General features: G+C 55.3%; 19 protein-coding genes, 1 tRNA gene and 1 pseudogene. 13 read left to right on the top strand and 8 right to left on the bottom strand.

Going from position 1 to position 21,124, the window contains the following annotated elements; translation table 11 throughout:
- Positions 1-50 precede the first annotated feature (50 nt).
- Entirely contained in the window at positions 51-326 is a 276-nt protein-coding gene (locus CFN46_RS13050) for a hypothetical protein (RefSeq protein ID WP_024951995.1), read from the bottom strand.
- Between the two features lie 211 nt (positions 327-537).
- Here CFN46_RS13050 and CFN46_RS13045 point away from each other — a divergent pair.
- The 8 genes from CFN46_RS13045 (at position 538) to CFN46_RS13005 (ending at position 7,846) form a co-directional block, all read left to right on the top strand.
- Positions 538-614 (top strand) — tRNA-Pro (locus CFN46_RS13045).
- Between the two features lie 497 nt (positions 615-1,111).
- Complete coding sequence (locus tag CFN46_RS13040) at positions 1,112-1,777, top strand: response regulator transcription factor (RefSeq protein ID WP_024951996.1); 666 nt, start codon at positions 1,112-1,114, stop codon at positions 1,775-1,777.
- Complete coding sequence (locus CFN46_RS13035) at positions 1,764-3,125, top strand: ATP-binding protein (protein ID WP_088743741.1); 1,362 nt, start codon at positions 1,764-1,766, stop codon at positions 3,123-3,125. The genes CFN46_RS13040 and CFN46_RS13035 overlap by 14 nt, the downstream gene beginning before the upstream one ends.
- A 50-nt stretch (positions 3,126-3,175) precedes the next feature.
- Positions 3,176-4,984, top strand: coding sequence for a copper resistance system multicopper oxidase (locus CFN46_RS13030; RefSeq protein WP_024951998.1), 1,809 nt, complete (start codon positions 3,176-3,178; stop codon positions 4,982-4,984).
- A 9-nt stretch (positions 4,985-4,993) separates the two neighbouring features.
- Positions 4,994-5,779, top strand: a complete 786-nt coding sequence (locus tag CFN46_RS13025) for a copper resistance protein B (protein ID WP_024951999.1) — start codon at positions 4,994-4,996, stop codon at positions 5,777-5,779.
- Between the two features lie 111 nt (positions 5,780-5,890).
- Positions 5,891-6,304, top strand: coding sequence for a hypothetical protein (locus CFN46_RS13020; RefSeq protein WP_024952000.1), 414 nt, complete (start codon positions 5,891-5,893; stop codon positions 6,302-6,304).
- 164 nt (positions 6,305-6,468) lie between these two features.
- On the top strand, positions 6,469-7,266 hold the full coding sequence (locus CFN46_RS13015) for a cytochrome c (RefSeq protein ID WP_024952001.1): 798 nt from the start codon (positions 6,469-6,471) through the stop codon (positions 7,264-7,266).
- Between the two features lie 253 nt (positions 7,267-7,519).
- On the top strand, positions 7,520-7,846 hold the full coding sequence (locus tag CFN46_RS13005; RefSeq protein ID WP_088743740.1) for a hypothetical protein: 327 nt from the start codon (positions 7,520-7,522) through the stop codon (positions 7,844-7,846).
- A 23-nt stretch (positions 7,847-7,869) separates the two neighbouring features.
- Here the strand turns inward: CFN46_RS13005 and CFN46_RS13000 are convergent, their stop codons facing one another.
- The 4 genes from CFN46_RS13000 to arfB form a co-directional block, all read right to left on the bottom strand.
- The gene (locus CFN46_RS13000) at positions 7,870-8,124 is read right to left on the bottom strand and encodes a hypothetical protein (protein ID WP_246116622.1); all 255 of its coding nucleotides are present in this window, start codon (positions 8,122-8,124) and stop codon (positions 7,870-7,872) included.
- Between the two features lie 64 nt (positions 8,125-8,188).
- Positions 8,189-8,491, bottom strand: a complete 303-nt coding sequence (locus CFN46_RS12995) for a helix-turn-helix domain-containing protein (RefSeq protein WP_024952004.1) — start codon at positions 8,489-8,491, stop codon at positions 8,189-8,191.
- 59 nt (positions 8,492-8,550) lie between these two features.
- Positions 8,551-9,273, bottom strand: a complete 723-nt coding sequence (locus CFN46_RS12990) for an SIMPL domain-containing protein (protein WP_024952005.1) — start codon at positions 9,271-9,273, stop codon at positions 8,551-8,553.
- Positions 9,274-9,366: 93 nt separating this feature from the next.
- Entirely contained in the window at positions 9,367-9,780 is a 414-nt protein-coding gene (arfB, locus tag CFN46_RS12985) for an alternative ribosome rescue aminoacyl-tRNA hydrolase ArfB (RefSeq protein WP_024952006.1), read from the bottom strand.
- 251 nt (positions 9,781-10,031) lie between these two features.
- On the opposite strand from arfB, the gene CFN46_RS12980 reads away from it, so the two are divergent.
- Positions 10,032-10,949 carry a LysR family transcriptional regulator gene (locus CFN46_RS12980; protein WP_024952007.1) on the top strand — a complete coding sequence of 306 codons (918 nt, stop codon included), beginning with the start codon at positions 10,032-10,034 and terminating at the stop codon, positions 10,947-10,949.
- Between the two features lie 8 nt (positions 10,950-10,957).
- On the opposite strand, the gene CFN46_RS12975 is transcribed toward CFN46_RS12980, so the two are convergent.
- From CFN46_RS12975 to CFN46_RS12965, 3 genes are all read right to left on the bottom strand, one after another.
- On the bottom strand, positions 10,958-11,797 hold the full coding sequence (locus CFN46_RS12975; protein WP_051510881.1) for an NAD(P)-dependent oxidoreductase: 840 nt from the start codon (positions 11,795-11,797) through the stop codon (positions 10,958-10,960).
- Positions 11,798-11,846: 49 nt separating this feature from the next.
- Positions 11,847-13,013 (bottom strand): M20 aminoacylase family protein, encoded by a 1,167-nt coding sequence (locus CFN46_RS12970; RefSeq protein ID WP_024952009.1) that lies wholly within the window; start codon positions 13,011-13,013, stop codon positions 11,847-11,849.
- A 96-nt stretch (positions 13,014-13,109) separates the two neighbouring features.
- Positions 13,110-14,405 (bottom strand): DUF3100 domain-containing protein, encoded by a 1,296-nt coding sequence (locus CFN46_RS12965; protein ID WP_024952010.1) that lies wholly within the window; start codon positions 14,403-14,405, stop codon positions 13,110-13,112.
- 178 nt (positions 14,406-14,583) lie between these two features.
- Between CFN46_RS12965 and CFN46_RS12960 the strand changes: the two genes are divergently transcribed.
- The 4 genes and pseudogenes from CFN46_RS12960 to CFN46_RS12950 all read left to right on the top strand — a co-directional run.
- Positions 14,584-15,057 carry a GFA family protein gene (locus CFN46_RS12960; RefSeq protein ID WP_024952011.1) on the top strand — a complete coding sequence of 158 codons (474 nt, stop codon included), beginning with the start codon at positions 14,584-14,586 and terminating at the stop codon, positions 15,055-15,057.
- 664 nt (positions 15,058-15,721) lie between these two features.
- Positions 15,722-16,408 (top strand): DUF4347 domain-containing protein, encoded by a 687-nt coding sequence (locus tag CFN46_RS12955; RefSeq protein ID WP_088743739.1) that lies wholly within the window; start codon positions 15,722-15,724, stop codon positions 16,406-16,408.
- Positions 16,344-16,481 (top strand): annotated as a pseudogene (locus CFN46_RS17860) (hypothetical protein); the annotation flags it as partial. The gene CFN46_RS12955 and the pseudogene CFN46_RS17860, both read left to right, overlap by 65 nt.
- A 630-nt stretch (positions 16,482-17,111) precedes the next feature.
- The coding region (locus CFN46_RS12950; RefSeq protein ID WP_254918489.1) for an Ig-like domain-containing protein at positions 17,112-21,124 on the top strand (4,013 nt) is incomplete at its 3' end.

Here is a 21,124-nt window from a genome sequence, read left to right as displayed (position 1 = left end):
CGCAGCGCCACTGACGGTGTCAGATGATGCTGCGCTTAACTTTCAGTCCATCACTTCCAGGGGGTGTAGCGATAGCTCTCTGGATCCTTGGCATCAGGTGCATCCGCTTCGCACAGCAGCACGATGGTGTGTCCATCATCATCCTGTTCTGTTCCTGTCACGCTGACAGGAAAGTTCGGTGACATGGCATCCAATGCTGGCCACTCGCCTTTGGCAATGCTACTGCCGATAGTCGGGGCATGTTGAGCATCTACTTTCACCGGGTCACCGTTTACGCGCGCGCCGCTACTCATTGTGGTGGTGAGTTTGAAATAGAGTTTCGCCATTGCATGTCTCCTGTGAGGTGTTCTAAAGAATAGATAGAAATTAGAACATGCGTTGTTGTCGTGTGGATTGCAATGTTGATGGGGTGACATGTGTGGTTCTTGCAGGTTGTCTCCACTGGCTGCAAAAAATATTCAATCCCCGCTTTTCTTTTTGAGATCAATGCGGTACATTACGCCTCGTCTTGAGAGGGAAGCCTTTTCAGACCATAGTCGGGACGTGGCGCAGCTTGGTAGCGCGCTGCAATGGGGTTGCAGAGGTCGCAGGTTCGAATCCTGTCGTCCCGACCAGAATCAAGTAAAAAAGACCATCCGGTTCTTCCGGGTGGTCTTTTTTTTATGCTAATCAGAGCAGGTATTGAAGAGTCAGCAGCGGCATATCAAGGCCTCTTATCAAGGGTATTGATATGTACTTGCTCGCCGGAATATCAGGGATGCAGACATCAGCTGCTCATGTAGAGATGCCAAGGCTCCCAGTGTACGGTAGGACGCCATAAACTCGTGCCTTGGCTTTGGATACTAAATGCCGTGGCAGACAAATCGCGCAACTCCCACCTATCGGTAGTCATCAGTCCGGCAAGAGATGGTTCAGCGGGTCTGGTGCAATGCTGGGCTACGCTGTTTTCTCAGTGATGATTACACCGGCATTTCCATGTCTGTCTCTTGTTTGTCACGTTACTTTCTTTCAGCCTGCATTCAGGTAGAAGATGTAAAAGAAGGCATACTGACTACCCACGCTGACAAAGTCGTGAGGCATCGGCACCCCCTGACGTCCCGGGATGGATGACATGAAACTGCTCTTGCTCGAAGACGATGACTTGCTGGCCGATAGTTTGGCTGAAATGCTGGAAGACAATGGCTATCGACTGGATATTGCGGCCTCAATAAAAGAGGCGGAAACCTTTGTGGCAACGCAGGAATATGCGCTGGCGATTCTCGATCTGGGTCTACCCGACGGTAGTGGCCTGGATCTTTTGGCACGCTGGCGTCAGCAGCACCGTGATACTCCGGTGCTTATCCTGACCGCGCGCGATACCTGGGAAGATAAGGTGGTCGGGCTGCGTGGCGGAGCAGATGACTATCTCACCAAACCCTTTCATGAAGCTGAATTATTGGCACGACTCCATGCGCTACTCAGACGTCACACGGGAGGGAGCACCCCGTATTTGCAAGTCAGCGGCATTCAGTTGGATGAGCAGATGCAAAGTGTGAGTCGTGATGGAGGGCAGTGGGAGCCACTGACCGCTACCGAGTTCCGGTTGTTACGTTATTTGATGCATCACCCGGACAGGGTGCATTCCAAGGAGCAGCTGTTGGACCAGCTGTATGCCCTTGATCAAGATGCTGCCGCGCCCAACCTGGTAGAAGTCTATATCGCCAAACTACGTCGACGATTGGGTCGCGAATTGATCGTGACGCGCCGCGGACAGGGGTATCTACTTGCTTCACATTGACCGCCGCAGCCTTCGTTTTCGTTTGCTCACTCGGTTGGGCGGCGTGGCACTGGCTGTCGTTCTACTGGCCTGGTATCTACATGGCTTCTTTCTGCATCAGCTGGCACAGGATTTTCTGGGCGAACGCCTCAAGGATGAAGCGACGCATGTCGTGACATTGCTCAAGCAGGGCGATCGACCTGCAGTCGAGCTCCTGACAGCGGCGCGTGAGGAATATCAGGTTTTCCACCACTTCTATGTATTGCGCATTGCAGGTCAGACCAGCACCTCGCATCCCGCCATGCTCACGACACTGATGCCACTGCTGGCAGGCAGTGATGCGCTGTTCACGCTTCAGGATCAGCAGCATCCACTACTGGTATATCGCCATACCTTCCAGGTGCAAGGCCAATCGGCACAGCTATTGATCGCTGAGAATTTTTCGCCCGTGCAGCAAGGTCTTGATCGTGTGCACTGGTGGATAGGGGGCACGGCTATCCTGCTATGGGGCGTATTGGTCTCTCTCAACTTGCTGGCTGTCAGACGTGGTCTGCGGCCTCTAATGACGTTAGGGCATCAGTTGAAAGAGTTACAGGCCGGTCGCCGTAAGCGAATTGCGCTGGAGGCTCCTTCGGAGCTCGATTCGCTAGTCACGCAGCTCAATCATTTGTTGGATGAATTCGACCGACGCCTGACGCGCTCGCGTGAGTCGGTCGCCAATCTCTCGCATGCTCTCAAGACGCCCTTGGCAGCACTGGCTCAGGTATTACGAGGTAGACGGCCGATTGACGATGTGCGGCGTACTAAAATGCTAGCGCGTGTCGAGTCGTTACATGCGCAGCTGGCTGCAGAATTACAACGTGCACGCATTGCAGGTCCGCGGGCTGGCCAGGCGACACGTCCCGTTGAAGAAGCTGAACGGTTGATAGAGATGTTCTGCGGACTGTATCCAGAACGAAGGTTCAGTCTTGAGGTGGCCAGTAGTGAAGTGGGCCAGTCGAGTAGTGGAGCGTCTAGCTGGGTCAGTATCGAAACTCAGGACTTCACTGAAATGCTGGGCATTGTGCTCGATAATGCTGGCAAGTGGTCACGTCAGCAGGTGCGTTGTCGGTTGGCGATCAACGCGACCACGCTAAAGCTGACGGTGGACGATGATGGTCCCGGTGTGCCACATGAGGAGCATGATCGATTGGGGGAGCGTGGTCGTCGATTGGATGAGCGTTATCCTGGCTATGGGCTTGGGTTATCCATTCTCGCCCAGCTCGTGACGCACTATGCAGGCCAACTGTACTATTCCAGCGCCCCCGAAGGAGGATTGCGGGTCGAGATGACTCTCCCCGTCAATCAGCCAACACCTATTCAGGCTTGATTCAGGTTGGCGTGGTGTCATCGCATCATGACTTATTACTGGAGATGGCCATGAAGGGCACGACATCCACGTTTTCCACTTCCCGCCGGCAGCTGCTCAAAACGAGTTCAGCGCTGGGCCTGGGGGCAATGGCGTTGGGCATGACACCTGCCTGGGCATCGCCCTTGGGGCGTGCAGCAGCGGCTTCCCGAACGGTCGAATCCGGTCCGGAGATTGCGTTGGCCATCCGCCGGGAAGATCGTCTGGTCGCGGGTCAGCGTACCCGGCCAATCACCATCAATGGCAGTAGCCCTGGCCCGATGGTGCGCCTCAAGGAAGGACAAGAGGCAGTGATCCGGGTGACCAACCTGATGGATGAACCTACCTCGATCCACTGGCACGGCATCATTCTGCCGCCTGAAATGGATGGTGTGCCAGGAATCAGCTTTGCGGGTATCGCCCCCGGTGACACCTTTACCTATCGTTTCCCTGTCACGCAGAGCGGTACCTATTGGTATCACAGCCACTCGGGCCTTCAAGAGCAGGAGGGGCACGCGGGACCGCTGATCATTGATGCCGCAACTCCCGACGCCTTTCAGTATGACCGTGAGCACGTATTACTACTGACCGATTGGACATTCGAGGATCCCAAGAACGTCTTCCGTAATCTCAAGACCATGGAAGGCTATTACAACTTCCAGGAGCGCACCGTGGCGGACTTCTTCGCCGATGTGCGCCGCAATGGTCTGCAAGATACCGTCGAGGCGCGCAGTATGTGGGCTGAGATGCGCATGAGCTCACGTGACATCTCCGATGTGACCGGCAGCACCTATACCTATCTACTCAATGGCAATGCGCCTGACGAGAACTGGACCGGCCTATTCCGCCGCGGTGAGACCGTGCGTCTTCGTGTCATCAATGGCTCTGCCATGAGCTACTTCGATCTGCGTATCCCTGGACTCAAGATGACAGTAGTTGCCGCTGACGGTCAGCCCGTTCAGCCGGTGCCGGTCGATGAGTTTCGCATTGGTGTTGCCGAGGCGTATGACGTGCTGGTGACGCCGGAAGATGACAAGGCATACACCATCTTTGCCGAAGCGATGGACCGTAGTGGCTATGCCCGCGCCACTCTGGCACCGCGCATGGGCATGCAAGCGAACATTCCTGCTCGGCGTGACATTGCCGATCGTGGCATGGAGGCCATGGGTGCGCATGGCGGCATGAATCACTCCAAGATGGCAGGTATGGATTCTTCCAAGATGGCCGGCATGGACCATTCCAAGATGGCCGGCATGGACCACTCCAAGATGGCCGGTATGGACCACTCCAGGATGGCAGGCATGGACCATTCCAAGATGGCCGGTATACAAGGCGAAGCACTGGCCGCCGGCATGCTGGCAGCAGGTGCCGTGCAGCCGGGGGCACGTTATGACCAAGCGGGTATCGGATTGGACCAGCAGCAGCGCCGAGTACTGGTTTATCAGGACCTCAAGGCATTGGCACCTTGGCCTGATCAGCGTCCCCCGCAACGGGAGATGGAGCTACATCTCACTGGCAACATGGAGCGCTACATGTGGTCATTCGATGGCAAGAAATTCAGTGAGGTAAATGGCCCGATTCACTTCAACAAGGATGAGCGTCTGCGCCTGATCCTGATCAACGACACCATGATGGAGCATCCGATTCATCTGCATGGCATGTGGATGGAGTTGGAAAATGGTCACGGTGAGATGATTCCCCGCAAGCACACTCTGAACGTCAAGCCAGGAGAGCGCGTTTCTGCGCTGATCACCGCGGATGCCGAGGGCAGCTGGGCGTTTCATTGCCACCTGCTTTATCACATGGATGCGGGCATGTTCCGCGTGGTCAAGGTTTCCTGAGGAGTCGACATGTCCATTATCTGTATCTCAAGGCATGCCGTTATTGCATCGGCTGCTTCCGCGACACTGAGCGTCATGCCGCTACTGGCTTACGCTGAAGATGGTTATGACGCGCCTGATGACTGGCCGTCGCCGATGGCCGAACATCTACAATGGTCTGCTGCGTTTGATCGACTGGAATACGCCAGTCCCGATAAGGGTAATAATGCTCTGGTATGGGATTTTCAGGCTTGGTATGGCAGTGACGTCAATCGACTGTATGTGAAGTCGGAAGGCGAGAATATTCAGGGTGATGGTGAAGACGCCGAATTTGAGTCACTGGAGTTGTTGTACAGTCGTCTGGTGGCTGACTTCTGGGAATTTCAGGCCGGTATGGGCTACCAGGGTGGCGTGTTCAGTGACGATCATGAGGAGAGAGTCTACGGCGTCCTCGGATTCCAAGGCACGGCACCTTACCGGATAGAAACGGATGCAGCGCTTCAGTTCAATGAAGGTGGAATCGTCACGGCAAGCATTGAGCTTGAGCATGATGTCCGACTGACTCAGCGTTGGTACCTGCAACCTCGCAGTGAAATAGTGGTCGCCGCCAATGAATCAGAAGCATTGGGTATCGGAAGAGGCGTCAACTCCCTACGCATCGGACTGCGCGCACGCTATGAGATTACGCGGCGATTTGCTCCTTATGTCGGCATGTATTGGGAGCGTCAATATGGCGCGACCGCTGATATGCAGCGCGTAGAGGATGAAGAGGTGGAAAATACGGGTGTCGTCGTCGGGGTGAAATTGATGTTTTGATATTGCGTTATGGCTTACATGCTGAGTAAAAAAATAGCCTGGCAGGAAATATATTCAGCGTCATTTCAGACTCAATGATTATAGTCTCCTTACATCCATAAAGAGGTTATCATGATGAAAGCCAAGATAATGACGCTGGTAGTCGGTATTGTATTTTCATCAATGACAGTGCAGGCCAATAATACTCAGAGTAACCTGCCGTTACTGACGGCGGGTGTTTCCGATACTCAGGCACTGGTGGCGGGGCAGGTAAAGCGCTATCAGCTTGATATTGAACACCCCACCAGTCTGAAAATCGTAAGCCGACACTTTGCAGGATCTTCCAGTCAGAACAATATGATATCTGCGACATTGCGTGGACCTGATGGCAGTGTCGTTGCAACAGCCATGGATGCCAATGGTCATTTTGTCCTGCAGCGCTCAGTCGTCGCTGGCCGCTATCAGCTGGAGGTGACCGGTGCATCCAGCAATGGGGCTGCTGACGAAAGTACCAATAAATATTCATTGGAAGTGACATTCAATTAATTGATAGAAGAGTGGTTTGCGTAAATATAATATTACGTAACTATGAATGATGGCTTAAATGCTATTCCTGAGTTCCTTGACAGATGCTCGTATTGATGGCCGGCAATTGCTGGCCTTTTTAAATGTCCTCGTGCTTATCTTGCCAAGGTGTATGGAGAAACCATATGAAGAAAGTGCTGATCACAGCAAGCCTGACATTATCTCTTTTTGCTGCTATCGGGGCCGGAGGAGTGTACTCCGGTGTAATCAATGTCGGTGCGGATAGCCCTCATGAAGGCTGGGTGTATGCTTTGTTGGATACGGCGCGTACTCGTTCAGTAGAACGATATGCTTCGGATATTGAAATACCAGATCTGCAGGGCGAAGCATTGATAACGGCAGGAGCAGGTAACTACGCTGCCATGTGCACCAGTTGTCACCTCGCACCTGGCATGTCGGAAACGGAACTCAGTCAGGGCCTATATCCCCAGCCACCCAATTTCTGGCAAACCGGTGTGAATGATAATCCCGCTGAAAACTTCTGGATCATCAAACATGGGATAAAAGCCAGTGGTATGCCTGCTTGGGGTAAAAGCATGCAGGATGACTATATCTGGCAGATGGTGGCATTCATGGATGAACTACCGGGCATGAGCCCGCAGCGTTATCAGACACTGGTGGCGTCAAGCGCTGGCCATCAGCATGGTGGGGGGGAAACATCGAGTGACCATCACGCTAGCAATGCTGGTGATTCACATCACGAGGCGATGACTGACACGGTTCGGCAGGCACAGGACACCGATTCGGTAGGTATTTCCGCAGATGGGCACGATGAGACAACCAATGAAGCTCACCATGAAGAGGTGGCAGACGTTGCTTCTGCGCAAGAGAATGCTGCCGTCGGCAGTGAAGGCCATCACGATGAGGCGCCCGCTCGGGACTTACACTCTCAAGAGCCCCATGAGCATGCAAACGGCCACTGATGTTCGTTCCTATAATGCCTCATGTCGACATTGCGCTGCTACCGAATGCCTGGTGCAGCCCCTCAATTCCACAGGAGCCTTTCAGTCGTAACACGTTGGCTAGAATGATCTGGTGTGACTGAAAGGCACGTTCGAAATTGATCGGGATCAAGATTTCAAGAATCTGAGCTATCGCATCCGGCAGGATGAGTTTCCTGATGAGGATAGCATTAGATTTCTCGTATATGCTCACTCGCCTTCATAGGAGGTGAGAATGCAAATAGTAGAGATTTATACCGAAACGCGCTTCAACCCCGAGCGTTCTATCCTCAAGGAGCGGCTCGGGGAGGGCTATGTGGTACAGACCTGTGCTGCGGATGCCCCAAATTTCTGTTTTGAGGTGAGTCAGGCCCGAAATTTCATACTGGGATTTGAAGTGGCAGGTGCACGCAGTGCAGAGTTTCTGTCGATCATTACCGAAGACTACGTTTATCAGCACCCGGGGATATTGCCCGAGACATTGTCAGCGTACCTGAAGAGTCGTGCTCGGCATCCACTACGACGTCAGCGTAAAACGCCGCTCGTAACATCTACTTGCTGATAATGTTGATATCTGGCAGCTGATCACTGATGGCGAGCGTGCCAGTGTCGCGCAGCCCATACCGCAAGTGCCAGACAAAGACAGAACAGAAAAGGCAGTGCGATATCCAGGCAGGAATCTAGAGTCCAGTGGTGTAGCAGCCCGTAATCCCAGGCGACGATTTTGGGGCCGCTACCCTTGTATTCGTGTTGGGCAATTTCACGCCCAAGGAACAGCGCGACGGCAATGCCTCCCGCTGACCAGAGGCCGAACAGCGGCCATAGCATGAGCTGAATCATGAGGGCGATCACGCCGTGCTGCAGGGCGCTATTCCATATTTCGACCGTCATTTATTCAGTACGCTCAGGCATAACCCAGTGCATGTTGCAGGTGGGTGGCGTTGTCAGCCACCCAGCGTGCATTGATAGGGCCCCAGTCACGAATGACGTAGTGGCCGATGTTATGTCGCTGACCTTCGCCATGCTGGAATTCGCAGACGATATCCAGCTCTGCCAGTGCGGTGATGGTGTCCTGAGCCGTACGCCTCGGCATGCCTGTCGCCTCGATGATCGCGGGCACGCTGGCGATATCATGGGCAATCAGGTGGGCAACGAATATACGACGGTAAAAGCTAGTCTGCGTTTTGCTCAGGGCAGTATCCGGCATGCTGGCTCCGATAGTGGGAATAGAAGGGAAGGTATGCGCTGATGAACAAGCACCCGTTGTTAGTTCTTTAGGGTGTAGTCAATCGTGGTGACGACTCTGACCTGCTTGATATCCGGGGTGTAACTGTCGAGATCGGAGATCGAGAAATAGCCCTGACTGGCATGTTTGATATGACCGACGCTGCTACCCGAATCCTTGGCGAACTGTTGCGCGGCACGGCGAGCATCTGCTGTTGCCACGGCAATCATGTCTGGCTTGATCGCTTCGAGCCCCGTAAAGAGGAATTCGGTGCGGTAGGCATAATCAGCCGATAGCAGGATGCCTTCGCGAACCAGCTCTCCCGTTTTCGAGGCACTGTCCTTGACCAGATCTACCTTGGGCGAGCGGACCAGGACGGTTGCCTCTGCGCGATAGCGCTCATCTGGACGCTGGGCGTTATAGCTGTTGGCATAGAGGTCCGTGACCTGCGGTGACGTCACGCTGACCTGGTCCGTAGGGAAGCCCTGCGTGGTGAGGAATGCGCGGATCTTCTGCTCATCATTGGCCAGTGCTTCATGCAAGCCGACCAGCTTGTTGGCATTGACGCTGAAATGCAGCGGCCATAGTGCCAGGTCAGCCTTGACCTCACGTTCTGCCAGTCCTTTGACGGTGACGACGCGGCTGGAGGATTCCCATACCTGCGCGGCTTGCTTGATATAGCTGCCACTCCATACCAGCCCTACAGCCAATAGGCTACCGATGATGAGGGAAGGGAGTGCCAGAGAACTGCGCGTATGGCTCATCGAATATCATCCTTGAAAGAAGAGTGGCGAGCATCGGTAAGTCTCTATGCTCAAGCGATGAGCTTACTGTGTGAATTCAGGGAGCAACAAGTCTCAATCTTCTACCTTGCTGCGCATGGTCTTGATCTTGCCCTTGCGCGTCTTGCTATCGACACGTCGTCGTTTGGCACTCTTGCTGGGGCGCGTCGCACGGCGTGCTTTTTGCACTTTGACGGCATCCAGAATCAGCGCTTTCAAGCGTGCCAGCGCATCTTCCTTATTGTGTTCAAGGGTACGGTGGCTCTGGGCCTTGAGAATGATGATGCCATCCTTGCTGATACGCTGGTCCGACAGCTGCATCAACCGTTCCTTGTAGAACGCCGGCAGTGTGGAGCGCTGGACATCAAAGCGAAGGTGGACGGCCGACGCCACCTTGTTGACGTTTTGGCCACCATTGCCTTGGGCACGAATCTGGGTCAGGTCAATCTCCCAATCGGCCAGTGTCACCGAGCTGGAAAGTGTCAGCATGATGGATCTCCTTGTCGTTGGGGCTGCGTCATCTGTTCATGAGCAATAGGCCCTGAAAAACAGGATCTTGAAGACAGCAGTCGAAAAGCTGAATCCCCATTCTAACGCATTCAGCGTTTGGCTTCAGGGCAGCGCCTTTATGGAGGCAGAATCTGATAATCTCTGTTTCACTTCATCGTGCCTCTCCATAAGCGCGCCGATGCGCTGCCTGCTTCGTCGTGCCTCCGTCTGCCACTTACAAGACCCTACTCATGGATATCCCGCATCAGCGCCTTGTCTACTTCCAGGTTACCGTCGCTGCCGGCTCGATTCGGCGTGCTGCGGCGCGTCTCGATATTGCGCCCTCGGCGGTCAGCCGTCAGATCGGACTGATCGAGGAAGCGCTTGCCGCCCCCCTTGTCGAACGAACACGTGACGGTGTTCAGCCCACGGCCGTGGGCGAAATGTTGCTGGATTACATCCAGCAACGCGAGAAGCTTGATCAGGTATTTGGTGAGCAGCTGGATGCTTATCAGCGCCTTGAAACGGGTGAGATTCGGCTCATCATTGGTGAAGGATTCGTCGGTGATCTCATCAATACGCCACTACGTGCCTTCCGTGAGCAGTATCCCGGCATCAAGCTCAAGGTTGATACCGGCAGTATGCAATGCATCATCGATTCCGTAGTCGAGGATGAGGCGGATATTGGCTTGATGTATCACGAGCGAGTCCATCCGCAGCTTCGTTTCTGGCACTCAAGCCCGCAGCCATTGATGGCACTGATGTCGCCGGAACACCCGCTGGCGGGGGAGCATCATGCACTGACGCTTGAGGAGGTCGCGGCTCACCCACTGGCACTATGGGGGCCGGGACACGGGGTGCGTCAGTTGATGGATGATGGTTTCAATGATGCTGGCGTCCGTCCGCAGACAGTGGTGCAGACGAATTCGATGGAAGTGCTCAAGCAGGCTGCACGCTCACATCTCTGCATCACGCTATTGCCGGCCTTTGCGGCGGCTCGTGAGCTGAGCGAGGGGGTACTCGTCGCACGCGCCGTCGAATACACCACTTTCCGCGAGGCTCGCGCGCATATCATCACGCGAATTGGGCGCCGCATGCCGCGCGCCAGCCTGCAATTATTGCGACATCTTGAACGCTGGATCACGTCTTTCCGCTGCCCTGACGCTTGAGCGCAGAGTTAGCGCGATGTCGATGAGGGAGGGGTTGGTACATCTCTGAGCCAGCGGTCACAGATGCGATTGAGGTCGTCGTCATCAGCCGGACACTGTTCGGGTGGCTGCCAGCGTTCAAACACTGCCTTCATGAGTCCTTCTGGCAGGTTCTGTGTGGTAACAAAGCTGCGTGCCAGCCGTAAATCGCGACGCATCGTCCCCGTCGTGAACTCCGAGTCATAGCGTCCCGGGAGTACCCAACGTGGGAAATTTATCTCGCTGACGACACTACGCCCAGCGCCGACATTGATGCCTTGGATGCAAGCCTCCGGCGCGACGCCAGCGCGATACGTCATGGCGACAGCCTCTGCCGTCGTGATGAGGTGAGCGGCGTGGAGATAGTCGTTGGCCAGTACGACGGCGTGACCACAGCCTGCATCGCCAACATGCTGATAGCGGGTACAGATGGCCTCCAGCACGGGGGCCATGCGTTCGAGCGTTGCGGCATCACTGCCGACCAACAGCGTCAGATTCCCCGCCGCATTATCAGCGGGGTTATGGCTGACCGGTGCCTCCAGCCAATAGTGGCCTGCCAGGCGCGTCTGGACGGCCAGCTCACGACTGATATTCACATCACCAGTCGACATATCGATGATGACACTGCCCATGGGGGCCAGGCGCAGTAGTCCCTCATGTCCTGACAGTACCTTCTGTATCTGCTGTGAGGTCGATAATGCCAGCAGATAGACATCGCAGTTGGGTAGCGTGTGTGCAGTGTCTTGCGCCACAACATCAAAGCTCTCCCTTTGGAGAGCCTCGGTCACATGAGCTCCCAGTGATCCCGAACCGATTACGCTAATCTTCATGCCGCGTTTCTCTCATTGGAGTCATCTGGGCCTCATCAGGGCACCATCGTCATGGACAGGTTGCTGCGAGCAACCGGCGGATAAGTGATGTCCAGTAACTCACGCCGAGCGGTATCGCTGCGTCATTGAAGTCGTAATACGGATTGTGTAATGAGGCGCTGTCTTCGCCGTTGCCGAGCCAGATATAGGCGCCTGGGCATTCCTGCAGGAGATAAGCAAAATCTTCCGAGGCCATGGACGGCGGCAGGTCGCGGTGCACCTTGCGCATCCCCGGCAGTTGCTCCAGCACACTGGCGCAACGCTCGGCATGGCCTGGCGCATTGAGTGTGGCCGGATAGCGTGGCTGATAATCGAAGTTGACCTTGAGGCCATGGAAGCTGGCAGTTGCCTCGACGGCCTGCTGGAAGCGCTGTTGAAGGTGCGCGCGCAGCTCAGGGTCAAAGCAGCGCAATGTCCCACGTAGCTCGACGTGCTCAGGCATGACATTGAATGCATCGCCCGCATGGAACTGGGTCACGCTCAGAATCGCTGTCTTGTGTGCGGGTGTCTCGCGGCTGATCAATCCCTGCAACTGCGTGACCAGCTGGCAGGCCGCCAGGATGGTGTCCTTACCCAAGTGCGGCATGGCGGCATGACAGCCATGACCACTCAGTGTCAGAGTGAAGACATCAAACGCTGCCATGACAGCATCTTCGTGTACGGCGGCTTCACCCAGCGCAAGCCCCGGCCAGTTATGTAGACCGTAGATGGCATCCATCGGGAACTGTTCGAACAGGCCATCTTCGACCATGCGGCGTCCGCCGCCTTCATTCTCTTCAGCTGGCTGGAACACGAAGACCACGCGTCCGGCGAAGTCCGGTTGGCGCGCCAGCTGACATGCGGCTCCCAGCAACATCGTGGTATGGCCATCATGTCCGCAGGCATGCATCTTGCCGGGAATATGTGAGCAGTGAGCCACCGCATTGGATTCGGTGACATCCAGCGCATCCATGTCAGCGCGCAGCCCAATGGTCTGGCCTGGTCCCTTGTTGCCGTCCAGCACTGCTATCACGCCCGTTTCGGCAAGACCGGTAGTGACCTCAAGGCCGGCAGCCCGAAGTATCTCGGCGACTCGCGCGGAGGTGCGATGTTCTTCAAAGGCCGTTTCGGGATGGCGGTGAAACTCGTGACGCCAGCTACGTAAGAGGGCGTCGTCGATGATCTCAGGTAATTGCATGACGAAATCCTGTTGATGCCGGCGCCTGTCGACGCCGGTAGAACGAGTGAGTCAGTGATCAATCAGCGCGCACGTTGCACGCATCATGCGTCGTCGTTACAGCAGCCACTGCGCGATGGCGGCAGAGCCGATATAGGTGCCGGTGAAGACCAGTAGTGAGATGATGACCAGCTTCCAGCCTGCCTGGCGGAACATGGTGAACTCACGACGGCTGAGAGCCAGGCCTGCATAGGCCAGTACCGGTGTGACGATGGCGAGGAAGTTGACGAACGAGAGCTGCTCGGTAATCCATCCACTTCCCGGGAACCACGGCAGTGTCATCAGGATGCTGACCAGTGACACCCAGGCGATGGCTGGAAGATAGAAGGGCATGATACGGGCAACCAGTAGGCCCAGCATCGTCATCACATACAGGATCAACATGCCGGGTGCCGCATCGATCAGACCGGCGCCGTTGATGGTGTTGACTACCCAGCCCACCACACAGACGACCGCAACGACGATGGCCGTCTTGCCCAGCTGCTGTTCCGGACGTTCTTCTACCATGGCATCCTTGGCCACCTTGGCGTCTTCTTCGGCCAATGCATCTGGTGCCACGCCACGCTTGGCACTGAAGAATGTGAACAGACGCTCAGCGACGGGCAGTGCAATGAACAACGATACATAAAGGCCGGTCGCGTAGGTCAGCAGGTTACTGGCACCGGCAAAGGCCAGCAGCTCTTCGCCCATCTCCGGCAGTGCCCCGGCAATCGCGCCGGAACAGGCCGCCACCATGCTGCCGCTACCGACGCCACAGGCCATGGCCAGCGCCCGCGGATCGAAGATGTCCAACGACGTCAGATATCCCGCCATCAGCGCAAACCACAAGGTGCCAAACATGGTGCCGACCACATAGACGCCCATTACCCCGACGCCTTCCGGCCCCTTGAGGCCATACTTGTCGGAGATGATCGCGATATTCGGTTCACGGGCAATCGAATAGGTTGCGCCAATGGCCTCGCGGCCCATCTTGAGCACAACGACGGCAATCGGCATCGCAATCAACATGGTGCCGAGATTGCCCAGCTCCTGAAGCACCAGTGCCGGCCCTGCAGAGATCAACTGCTCTATCGCCGGACCAATGGTCGAGCCGAAGCGAGCGATGAACGGCATGATCGACAGTAGAATTACCGGGCCTGCCGCCATGCTGACGACAGGAGGAATGAAGCGCTTGGTGCCACTGAACAGATGCGGATTACACAGTACTGCCGCGATGAAGGCGTAGAACAATGGCAGCAGCAACAGAGTGCCAGGGCCAATAGGGAACTTGAGGATACCGATGAACTCGGCTCCGAGGGAGAGCACCACGACCAGCAGGTGCAGCCGCCAGTCCAATAGTTGGTTAAGGGGCATGAGAGACTCCGGTTGTTATTGTATGTTCTTGTTCATCAGCTATCCCGCGCATCTTGCTCACACTGATGACAGCAACTCAGTATTGTCAGGAGCGGTGCGCTAAAGAAACACGCTAGATGTTCTAAAAATGAGCGCAGGCATCTGTGACGCTCGATGATGACCAATGCCGGGAGGCGATATGTTTCTGGAAGGTGCGTGCCACTGCCGTGCAGTGAGTTTTAGTCTTGAATCACCTCATCCGTATCCCTATCAGCGCTGTTATTGCTCCATCTGTCGAAAGTTGAATGGCGGCGGCGGTTACGCCATCAATATCAGCGGTGAGGCGGAAAGCCTTCAGGTGGAGGGTGATGAGCACAAGGGGATATATCACCCCCTGATCGAGGGGCAGCCGACGATAGGCGAGCGACATTTCTGCCGTGAATGCGGGACTTCACTCTGGGTCTTCGATAGTCGCTGGCCAGCGCTAGTGCACCTTTATGCCAGCGCCATTGATACGCCGTTACCGCGTGCACCAGAGCACGTGCATATCATGCTCGACAGTAAGGCTGATTGGGTCACACCTGACATACAGGAGAATGATCAGTGCTTTGCGCAATATCCCGAGGAAAGTATTGCTGCATGGCACTCGCGCCTTGGGCTTCAGCAAACGTGAAGCGATCTTGTGGGGTCTATTTTTCCTCAAGCAGACAAGGTCTCAGCACATATATCTGAAGGTGAGAATTGCTCAAGAGTACTTCGATTTCTCGTGGTTAGACGTCATATTGCTCTCAGATTTTCCAAAACAAGGGCTTTAATCAAATTTCATGCCTTGCTGATCCTCATGAGGTTAGCCTTCGATTTCAGGCGCCGTGAGACCTTGCGGGTGCGACATATCAGCGGCCATGGCTGTTCCTTTTAAGGTTCCATGCCTACGGTTTGCCACGCTGTTGCTCCCTCATTCGATGGTCGATCAGTCATTCGTTATGCGCGCTTGATGGCGAAGTTTCACCTATACAGCCCTGAACAAGGGCTTTTCGTGTGGCTAAAATGGCACAAACCATACCTATGATATGAAATTCTTGTAGGAGATGATTTTTGGATTAGATTTGACTAATAAGGCGAGAGGGGATAAAGCCAAAATGACAGTGTTTTAATACGCGATGCTCTATGTTTGCTTCCAGTTTAAGTAGATGTTCATATAGAATGAGAAAAATCATTCTCTTGGTGCTATTGAAATTGTCACTAGCGTTAAAAAAGAGATAAAAGATCAAAATACTGTCGCGTTTAAGCAGCGTTTTGTCCCTTGGCCAGCAAGGATCGCGAGGTTAGGAGCAAATATGTACAACCACAAAACACCTAAGCACCCACGCCCAGCATTAATTCGTTCTCTGGAGCCTCGCTTCCTTTTTGATGGTGCAGCTGTGGGTACTGCCGCTGATACTGCCACGGACCAGGATTATGGGTCAGACCACGGTGCTGCCGAGCATGCCCAGCAAGGCAGCATGACTGCTGAAGCCGTGGCAGCTCAGTCTCAATCTCCCGCTACCAAGGCTCTACAGGCTAGCCAGGCAGCCAGACAGCAGGATGAGACGGCTGATGATCAGCAGGCTTCCGCAAGTGATGCCAGCAATACTTCCGATACTGATACCAATCCAGACAGTAGTGGTAAAGCGTCAGACTCCCGTGGCGTCATCTTCGTCGATAGCAATGTCACCAATTATGAATCTCTGGTCGAAGAGCTGGATTCTGATGCGGAAGTCGTCATTCTTGATGGCGAGTCTGATGGTATCGAGCAGATTGCGTCTTATCTGAAGGACCAGCAGGGCATTTCATCCGTTCATATTCTCTCTCATGGTGAGGAAGGCGAGCTCAGTCTGGGGACTGCAACACTAGATCAAGCCAGCATGGCGGGAGAGTACAGTGACGAGCTTGCCACTATTGGCAACGCTCTGACGGAAGATGGTGACATTCTTCTCTATGCCTGCGATTTCAGCTCTGGTCAGCTCTGGTCAGCTCGGTCTTGAGGCTGCGACTCAGCTCGCAAATCTGACTGGTGCAGATGTTGCGTCGTCATCTGATGATACCGGTAGCTTGAGATATAATGGTGATTGGGATCTTGAGAATCAGACGGGTGAAATCGAGGCCTCCGTATTATCTGCCACGGCATGGGATGGCAGACTGGCAGATACGGTAGAGCTGGATTTCTCTGCGACTCCCACACTTGTTAGTGGTCCTGGCACCGGTCTACAAGAAGGTGCGGTATATCTATATTCTGACGTGGCAGACAATCTCGATGTAAGAGTTACCATTGATGAAATTTCAGCTGGCGTTACCATCGATAGTCTTGATATCAATACAGGTATTGCAGAAGCCTTCTTTAGCCAACTAACGTCGACGAGTGCAGATGGGTATGTACAATATACATTCGATTTCATTGAAGCTGACACGGGGGATGCAAGCAATATTAGCTTCGTGGCTAATGCTATCGATTTAGATAACGTAACTGAGTCTACCGTATTGTATGGGGCCAGTAATTATACAACAGAGTCCAATACTTTTGTTGATATAGTCGTTGATAGTGACAATAGTTCAATTGTTGCCACGGGCGGAGGTACGACAGTAGGTTTGGATCGTGCGGATACACTGTATATAGTCAGTGCGGTTTATGAAAATACTTCCTCGTTCACCTATCGAGCGGGGGTATCTAATAACGTTCGTCAAGTTGGCTTGCTCTTTGAAGACTTTGATACAGCCGAACTGGGAGATATCAATTACATCGATGGTGAAACGACACAGCTTCCTGTCGCCCGTGGCGACTTTACCACTACCTTGGCCAACAATGATGTAGTCTTTGATCCTCGCACCAACGATGCTCAAGGCAGCGCTCCACTGACGGTATCAGAAGTCAATGGTGTGAGTATCTCCGTCGGTGATAACGTGGATGTGACGGGAGGAAGTGTAGCACTCAATGTCGATGGCGAATTGGTCTTTACCCCTGATGCTGATTACACAGGCACGGTAGATTTTTCATATAAAGTTACAGATGCCAATGGGAATAGTTCTTCATCAGAAGTCACTGTTGCTGTTATTACCCCCTATGTTGATCAAGTATCTTCCGATGGGGATGTGATATCGATCAGTGCTGTCACTACCTTTAGTGACTTGGATAACTATGATGATTTGACTTATTCTGCAACTGGCTTGACTGATAGTCTGTCAATCAATCCTGCAACCGGTATTATTACGGGCACGCTAAGTGCCGATGACTCGCAGGGCGGCCCCTACACTATTACAGTGACAGGGGTAGATAATGATGGTAATCAGATCTCCGATACCTTTGAGCTAACAGTTAATAATATTGTACCTGAAGCTTCCAATGATACTGCTGCGTTAGCTGAGAATGCTGCCGGTAGTGGCAACGTGCTGACCAATGACAACGACGGCGGCGCGGACACCGATACGCTGACCGTCAGCCAGGTCGATGCTGACGCCGACAATGTTGGCGCAGCGGTGGCAGGCGATAATGGCGGTCTGATCACCATCGCCAGTGACGGTAGCTACACCTTCGTCCAAGGCACCGACTTCGATGACCTGGCCGATGGCGAAAGTCGTGTCACTGCCGTCGATTACCAAGTCAGTGATGGTCAGGGCGGGCTGGATACCGCGACGCTGAGCATCACCGTGACCGGCGTCAATGACGCCCCGGTCGTCGCCACACCCACCGATGACATCGTTGCCGTCGATGGCGAGACCCTCACGATTGCTGCCGGTGACGCCTTCAGTGACGTCGACGTGACTGACGTCCTGAGCTACACGGCCGCTGGCTTGCCGGCTGGCCTGGCCATCAATGCCACCACTGGCGAGATCACCGGCACCCTGAGTGCCGATGCCTCACAGAATGGTCCGTTTGCGATCACCGTCACCGCCACCGATGGCAATGGTGGCACGATTGATGACACCTTCACGCTGACGGTCAGCAATGTCGTGCCGGTCGCCGTGGATGACGCGGCGACAGCGGTCGAGAACGTGACACCGACCACTGGCAACGTGCTGACCAATGACAGCGACGGCGGTGCGGACACCGATACGCTGATCGTCAGCCAGGTCGATGCTGACGCCGACAATGTTGGTGAGGCTGTGGCAGGGGATAACGGTGGCCTGATCACCATCGCCAGTGACGGCAGCTACACCTTCGCCCAAGGCACCGACTTCGATGACCTGGCCGATGGCGAAAGTCGTGTCACCGCGATCGATTACCAGATCAGCGATGGCCAGGGCGGGCTGGACACCGCCACGCTGAGTATTACCGTGACCGGCGTCAATGACGCCCCGGTCGTCGCGACACCGACCGATGACATTACTGCCATCGATGGTGAGACCCTCACGATTGCTGCCGGTGACGCCTTCAGTGACGTCGACGTGACTGACGTCCTGAGCTACACGGCCGCTGGCTTGCCGGCTGGCCTGGCCATCAATGCCACCACTGGCGAGATCACCGGCACCCTGAGTGTCGATGCCTCACAGAATGGTCCGTTTGCGATCACCGTCACCGCCACCGATGGCAAAGGTGGCACGATTGATGACACCTTCACGCTGACGGTCAGCAATGTCGTGCCGGTCGCCGTGGATGACGCGGCGACAGCGGTCGAGAACGTGACACCGACCACTGGCAACGTGCTGACCAATGACAGCGACGGCGGCATTGATAGCACCGACAGTGACGTTCTGGTCGTCAGTCAGGTGGATGCCGACGACGCCAATGTTGGTCAGGCCGTGGCAGGTACCAATGGCGGCCTGATCACGATCGCCAGTGATGGCAGCTACACCTTCGCCCAGGGCACCGACTTCGATGACCTGGCCGACGGCGAAACACGCGTTACCGCGGTCGATTACCAGATCAGTGATGGCCAGGGCGGGCTGGATACCGCCACGCTTAGCATCACGGTGACCGGCGTCAATGACGCCCCAGTTGCAGTGCAGGACACCAATGCCACGACAGAGAATACCGCTGTCAGTGGAGATGTCCTGCTCAATGACAGTGATGTCGATGCCAGCGATATCTTGACCGTCAGTCAGGTTGGTGAAGACGCCGACAGCGTCGGCCAACCGACTGCCGGCGATAATGGTGGTCAGTTCACCATCAATGCCGATGGTAGCTATGACTTCGCGCCGGGCACTGACTTCGACGACCTCGTGGTCGATGAAACCCGCATCAGCACCATCAGCTATCAGGTAAGTGATGGCCAGGGTGGCGTGGATACCGCCACGCTGAGCATCACCGTGACCGGCGTCAATGATGCCCCAGTAGCAGTGCAGGACACCAATGCCACGACAGAGAATACCGCTGTCAGTGGAGATGTCCTGCTCAACGACAGTGATGTCGATGCCAGCGACATCTTGACTGTCAGTCAGGTTGGTGAAGACGCCGACAGCGTCGGCCAACCGACTGCCGGCGATAATGGTGGTCAGTTCACCATCAATGCCGATGGTAGCTATGACTTCGCGCCGGGCACTGACTTCGACGACCTCGCGGTCGATGAAACTCGTATCAGCACCATCAGTTATCAGGTCAGTGATGGCCAGGGTGGCGTGGATACCGCCACCCTGAGCATCACCGTGACCGGCGTCAATGACGCCCCGGTCGTCGCCACGCCGACCGATGACCTGACCGCCGTCGATGGCGAGACCCTCAGTATTCCTGCGGGCGACGCCTTCAGTGATGCCGACGCTGCTGACACTCTCGCCTACACGGTCGCCGGTCTGCCGGCTGGCCTGGCCATCAATGCCGCCACTGGCGAGATCACCGGCACCCTGAGTGCCGATGCCTCACAGAACGGCCCGTTCGAAATCACCGTCACCGCCACCGATGGCAATGGTGGCACGATCGACGACACCTTCACGCTGACGGCCAGCAATGTCACACCGGTTGCCACGAATGATACCGCGACAGCGGTCGAGAACGTGACGCCGACTACCGGCAACGTGCTGACCAATGACACCGACGGCGGTGCGGACACCGATACGCTGATCGTCAGCCAGGTCGATGCTGACGCCGACAACGTGGGTGAGGCGATTACCGGCAGCAATGGCGGCTTGATCACCATCACCAGTGATGGCAGCTACACCTTCGCCCAGGGCACGGACTTCGATGATCTGGCCGACGGCGAAACCCGTGTCACCGCGATCGATTACCAGATCAGCGATGGCCAGGGCGGGCTGGATACCGCCACGCTGAGCATCACCGTGACGGGCGTCAATGACGCGCCGGTAGCAGTGCAGGACACCAATGCCACGACAGAGAATGATGCTGTCAGTGGAGATGTGCTGCTCAACGACAGTGATGTCGATGCCAGCGACATCTTGACTGTCAGTCAGGTTGGTGAAGACGCCGACAGCGTCGGCCAACCGACTGCCGGCGATAATGGTGGTCAGTTCACCATCAATGCCGATGGTAGCTATGACTTCGCGCCGGGCACTGACTTCGACGACCTCGCGGTCGATGAAACTCGTATCAGCACCATCAGTTATCAGATCAGTGATGGTCAGGGTGGCTTCGACACCGCGACGCTGAGCATCGCCGTGATCGGCACCAATGATGCGCCGGTCGTCGCCACGCCGACCAATGACATGACTGCCGTGGATGGCGAGACTCTCAGCATTGCTGCGGGCGAGGCCTTCAGTGACGTGGATGGCAGCGATGAGCTGGCCTATACGGTTGCGGGTCTGCCGGCAGGTCTGGC

It is taken from the genome of Cobetia sp. QF-1, from assembly GCF_002213105.1.
GTDB lineage: Bacteria > Pseudomonadota > Gammaproteobacteria > Pseudomonadales > Halomonadaceae > Cobetia > Cobetia crustatorum.
Note: the sequence above shows the minus strand (reverse complement) of the source record. Positions and strands in the feature narration are given on the sequence as shown.

Bases quoted from the DNA above. Each gene is read 5' to 3' on its own strand.
- CFN46_RS13050 (WP_024951995.1), bottom strand. From the start codon at position 326: ATGGCGAAACTCTATTTCAAACTCACCACCACAATGAGTAGCGGCGCG.
- CFN46_RS13040 (WP_024951996.1), top strand. From the start codon at position 1,112: ATGAAACTGCTCTTGCTCGAAGACGATGACTTGCTGGCCGATAGTTTG.
- CFN46_RS13030 (WP_024951998.1), top strand. From the start codon at position 3,176: ATGAAGGGCACGACATCCACGTTTTCCACTTCCCGCCGGCAGCTGCTC.
- CFN46_RS13025 (WP_024951999.1), top strand. From the start codon at position 4,994: ATGTCCATTATCTGTATCTCAAGGCATGCCGTTATTGCATCGGCTGCT.
- CFN46_RS13020 (WP_024952000.1), top strand. From the start codon at position 5,891: ATGATGAAAGCCAAGATAATGACGCTGGTAGTCGGTATTGTATTTTCA.
- CFN46_RS13015 (WP_024952001.1), top strand. From the start codon at position 6,469: ATGAAGAAAGTGCTGATCACAGCAAGCCTGACATTATCTCTTTTTGCT.
- CFN46_RS13005 (WP_088743740.1), top strand. From the start codon at position 7,520: ATGCAAATAGTAGAGATTTATACCGAAACGCGCTTCAACCCCGAGCGT.
- CFN46_RS13000 (WP_246116622.1), bottom strand. From the start codon at position 8,124: ATGATTCAGCTCATGCTATGGCCGCTGTTCGGCCTCTGGTCAGCGGGA.
- CFN46_RS12995 (WP_024952004.1), bottom strand. From the start codon at position 8,491: ATGCCGGATACTGCCCTGAGCAAAACGCAGACTAGCTTTTACCGTCGT.
- CFN46_RS12990 (WP_024952005.1), bottom strand. From the start codon at position 9,273: ATGAGCCATACGCGCAGTTCTCTGGCACTCCCTTCCCTCATCATCGGT.
- arfB (WP_024952006.1), bottom strand. From the start codon at position 9,780: ATGCTGACACTTTCCAGCTCGGTGACACTGGCCGATTGGGAGATTGAC.
- CFN46_RS12980 (WP_024952007.1), top strand. From the start codon at position 10,032: ATGGATATCCCGCATCAGCGCCTTGTCTACTTCCAGGTTACCGTCGCT.
- CFN46_RS12975 (WP_051510881.1), bottom strand. From the start codon at position 11,797: ATGAAGATTAGCGTAATCGGTTCGGGATCACTGGGAGCTCATGTGACC.
- CFN46_RS12970 (WP_024952009.1), bottom strand. From the start codon at position 13,013: ATGCAATTACCTGAGATCATCGACGACGCCCTCTTACGTAGCTGGCGT.
- CFN46_RS12965 (WP_024952010.1), bottom strand. From the start codon at position 14,405: ATGCCCCTTAACCAACTATTGGACTGGCGGCTGCACCTGCTGGTCGTG.
- CFN46_RS12960 (WP_024952011.1), top strand. From the start codon at position 14,584: ATGTTTCTGGAAGGTGCGTGCCACTGCCGTGCAGTGAGTTTTAGTCTT.
- CFN46_RS12955 (WP_088743739.1), top strand. From the start codon at position 15,722: ATGTACAACCACAAAACACCTAAGCACCCACGCCCAGCATTAATTCGT.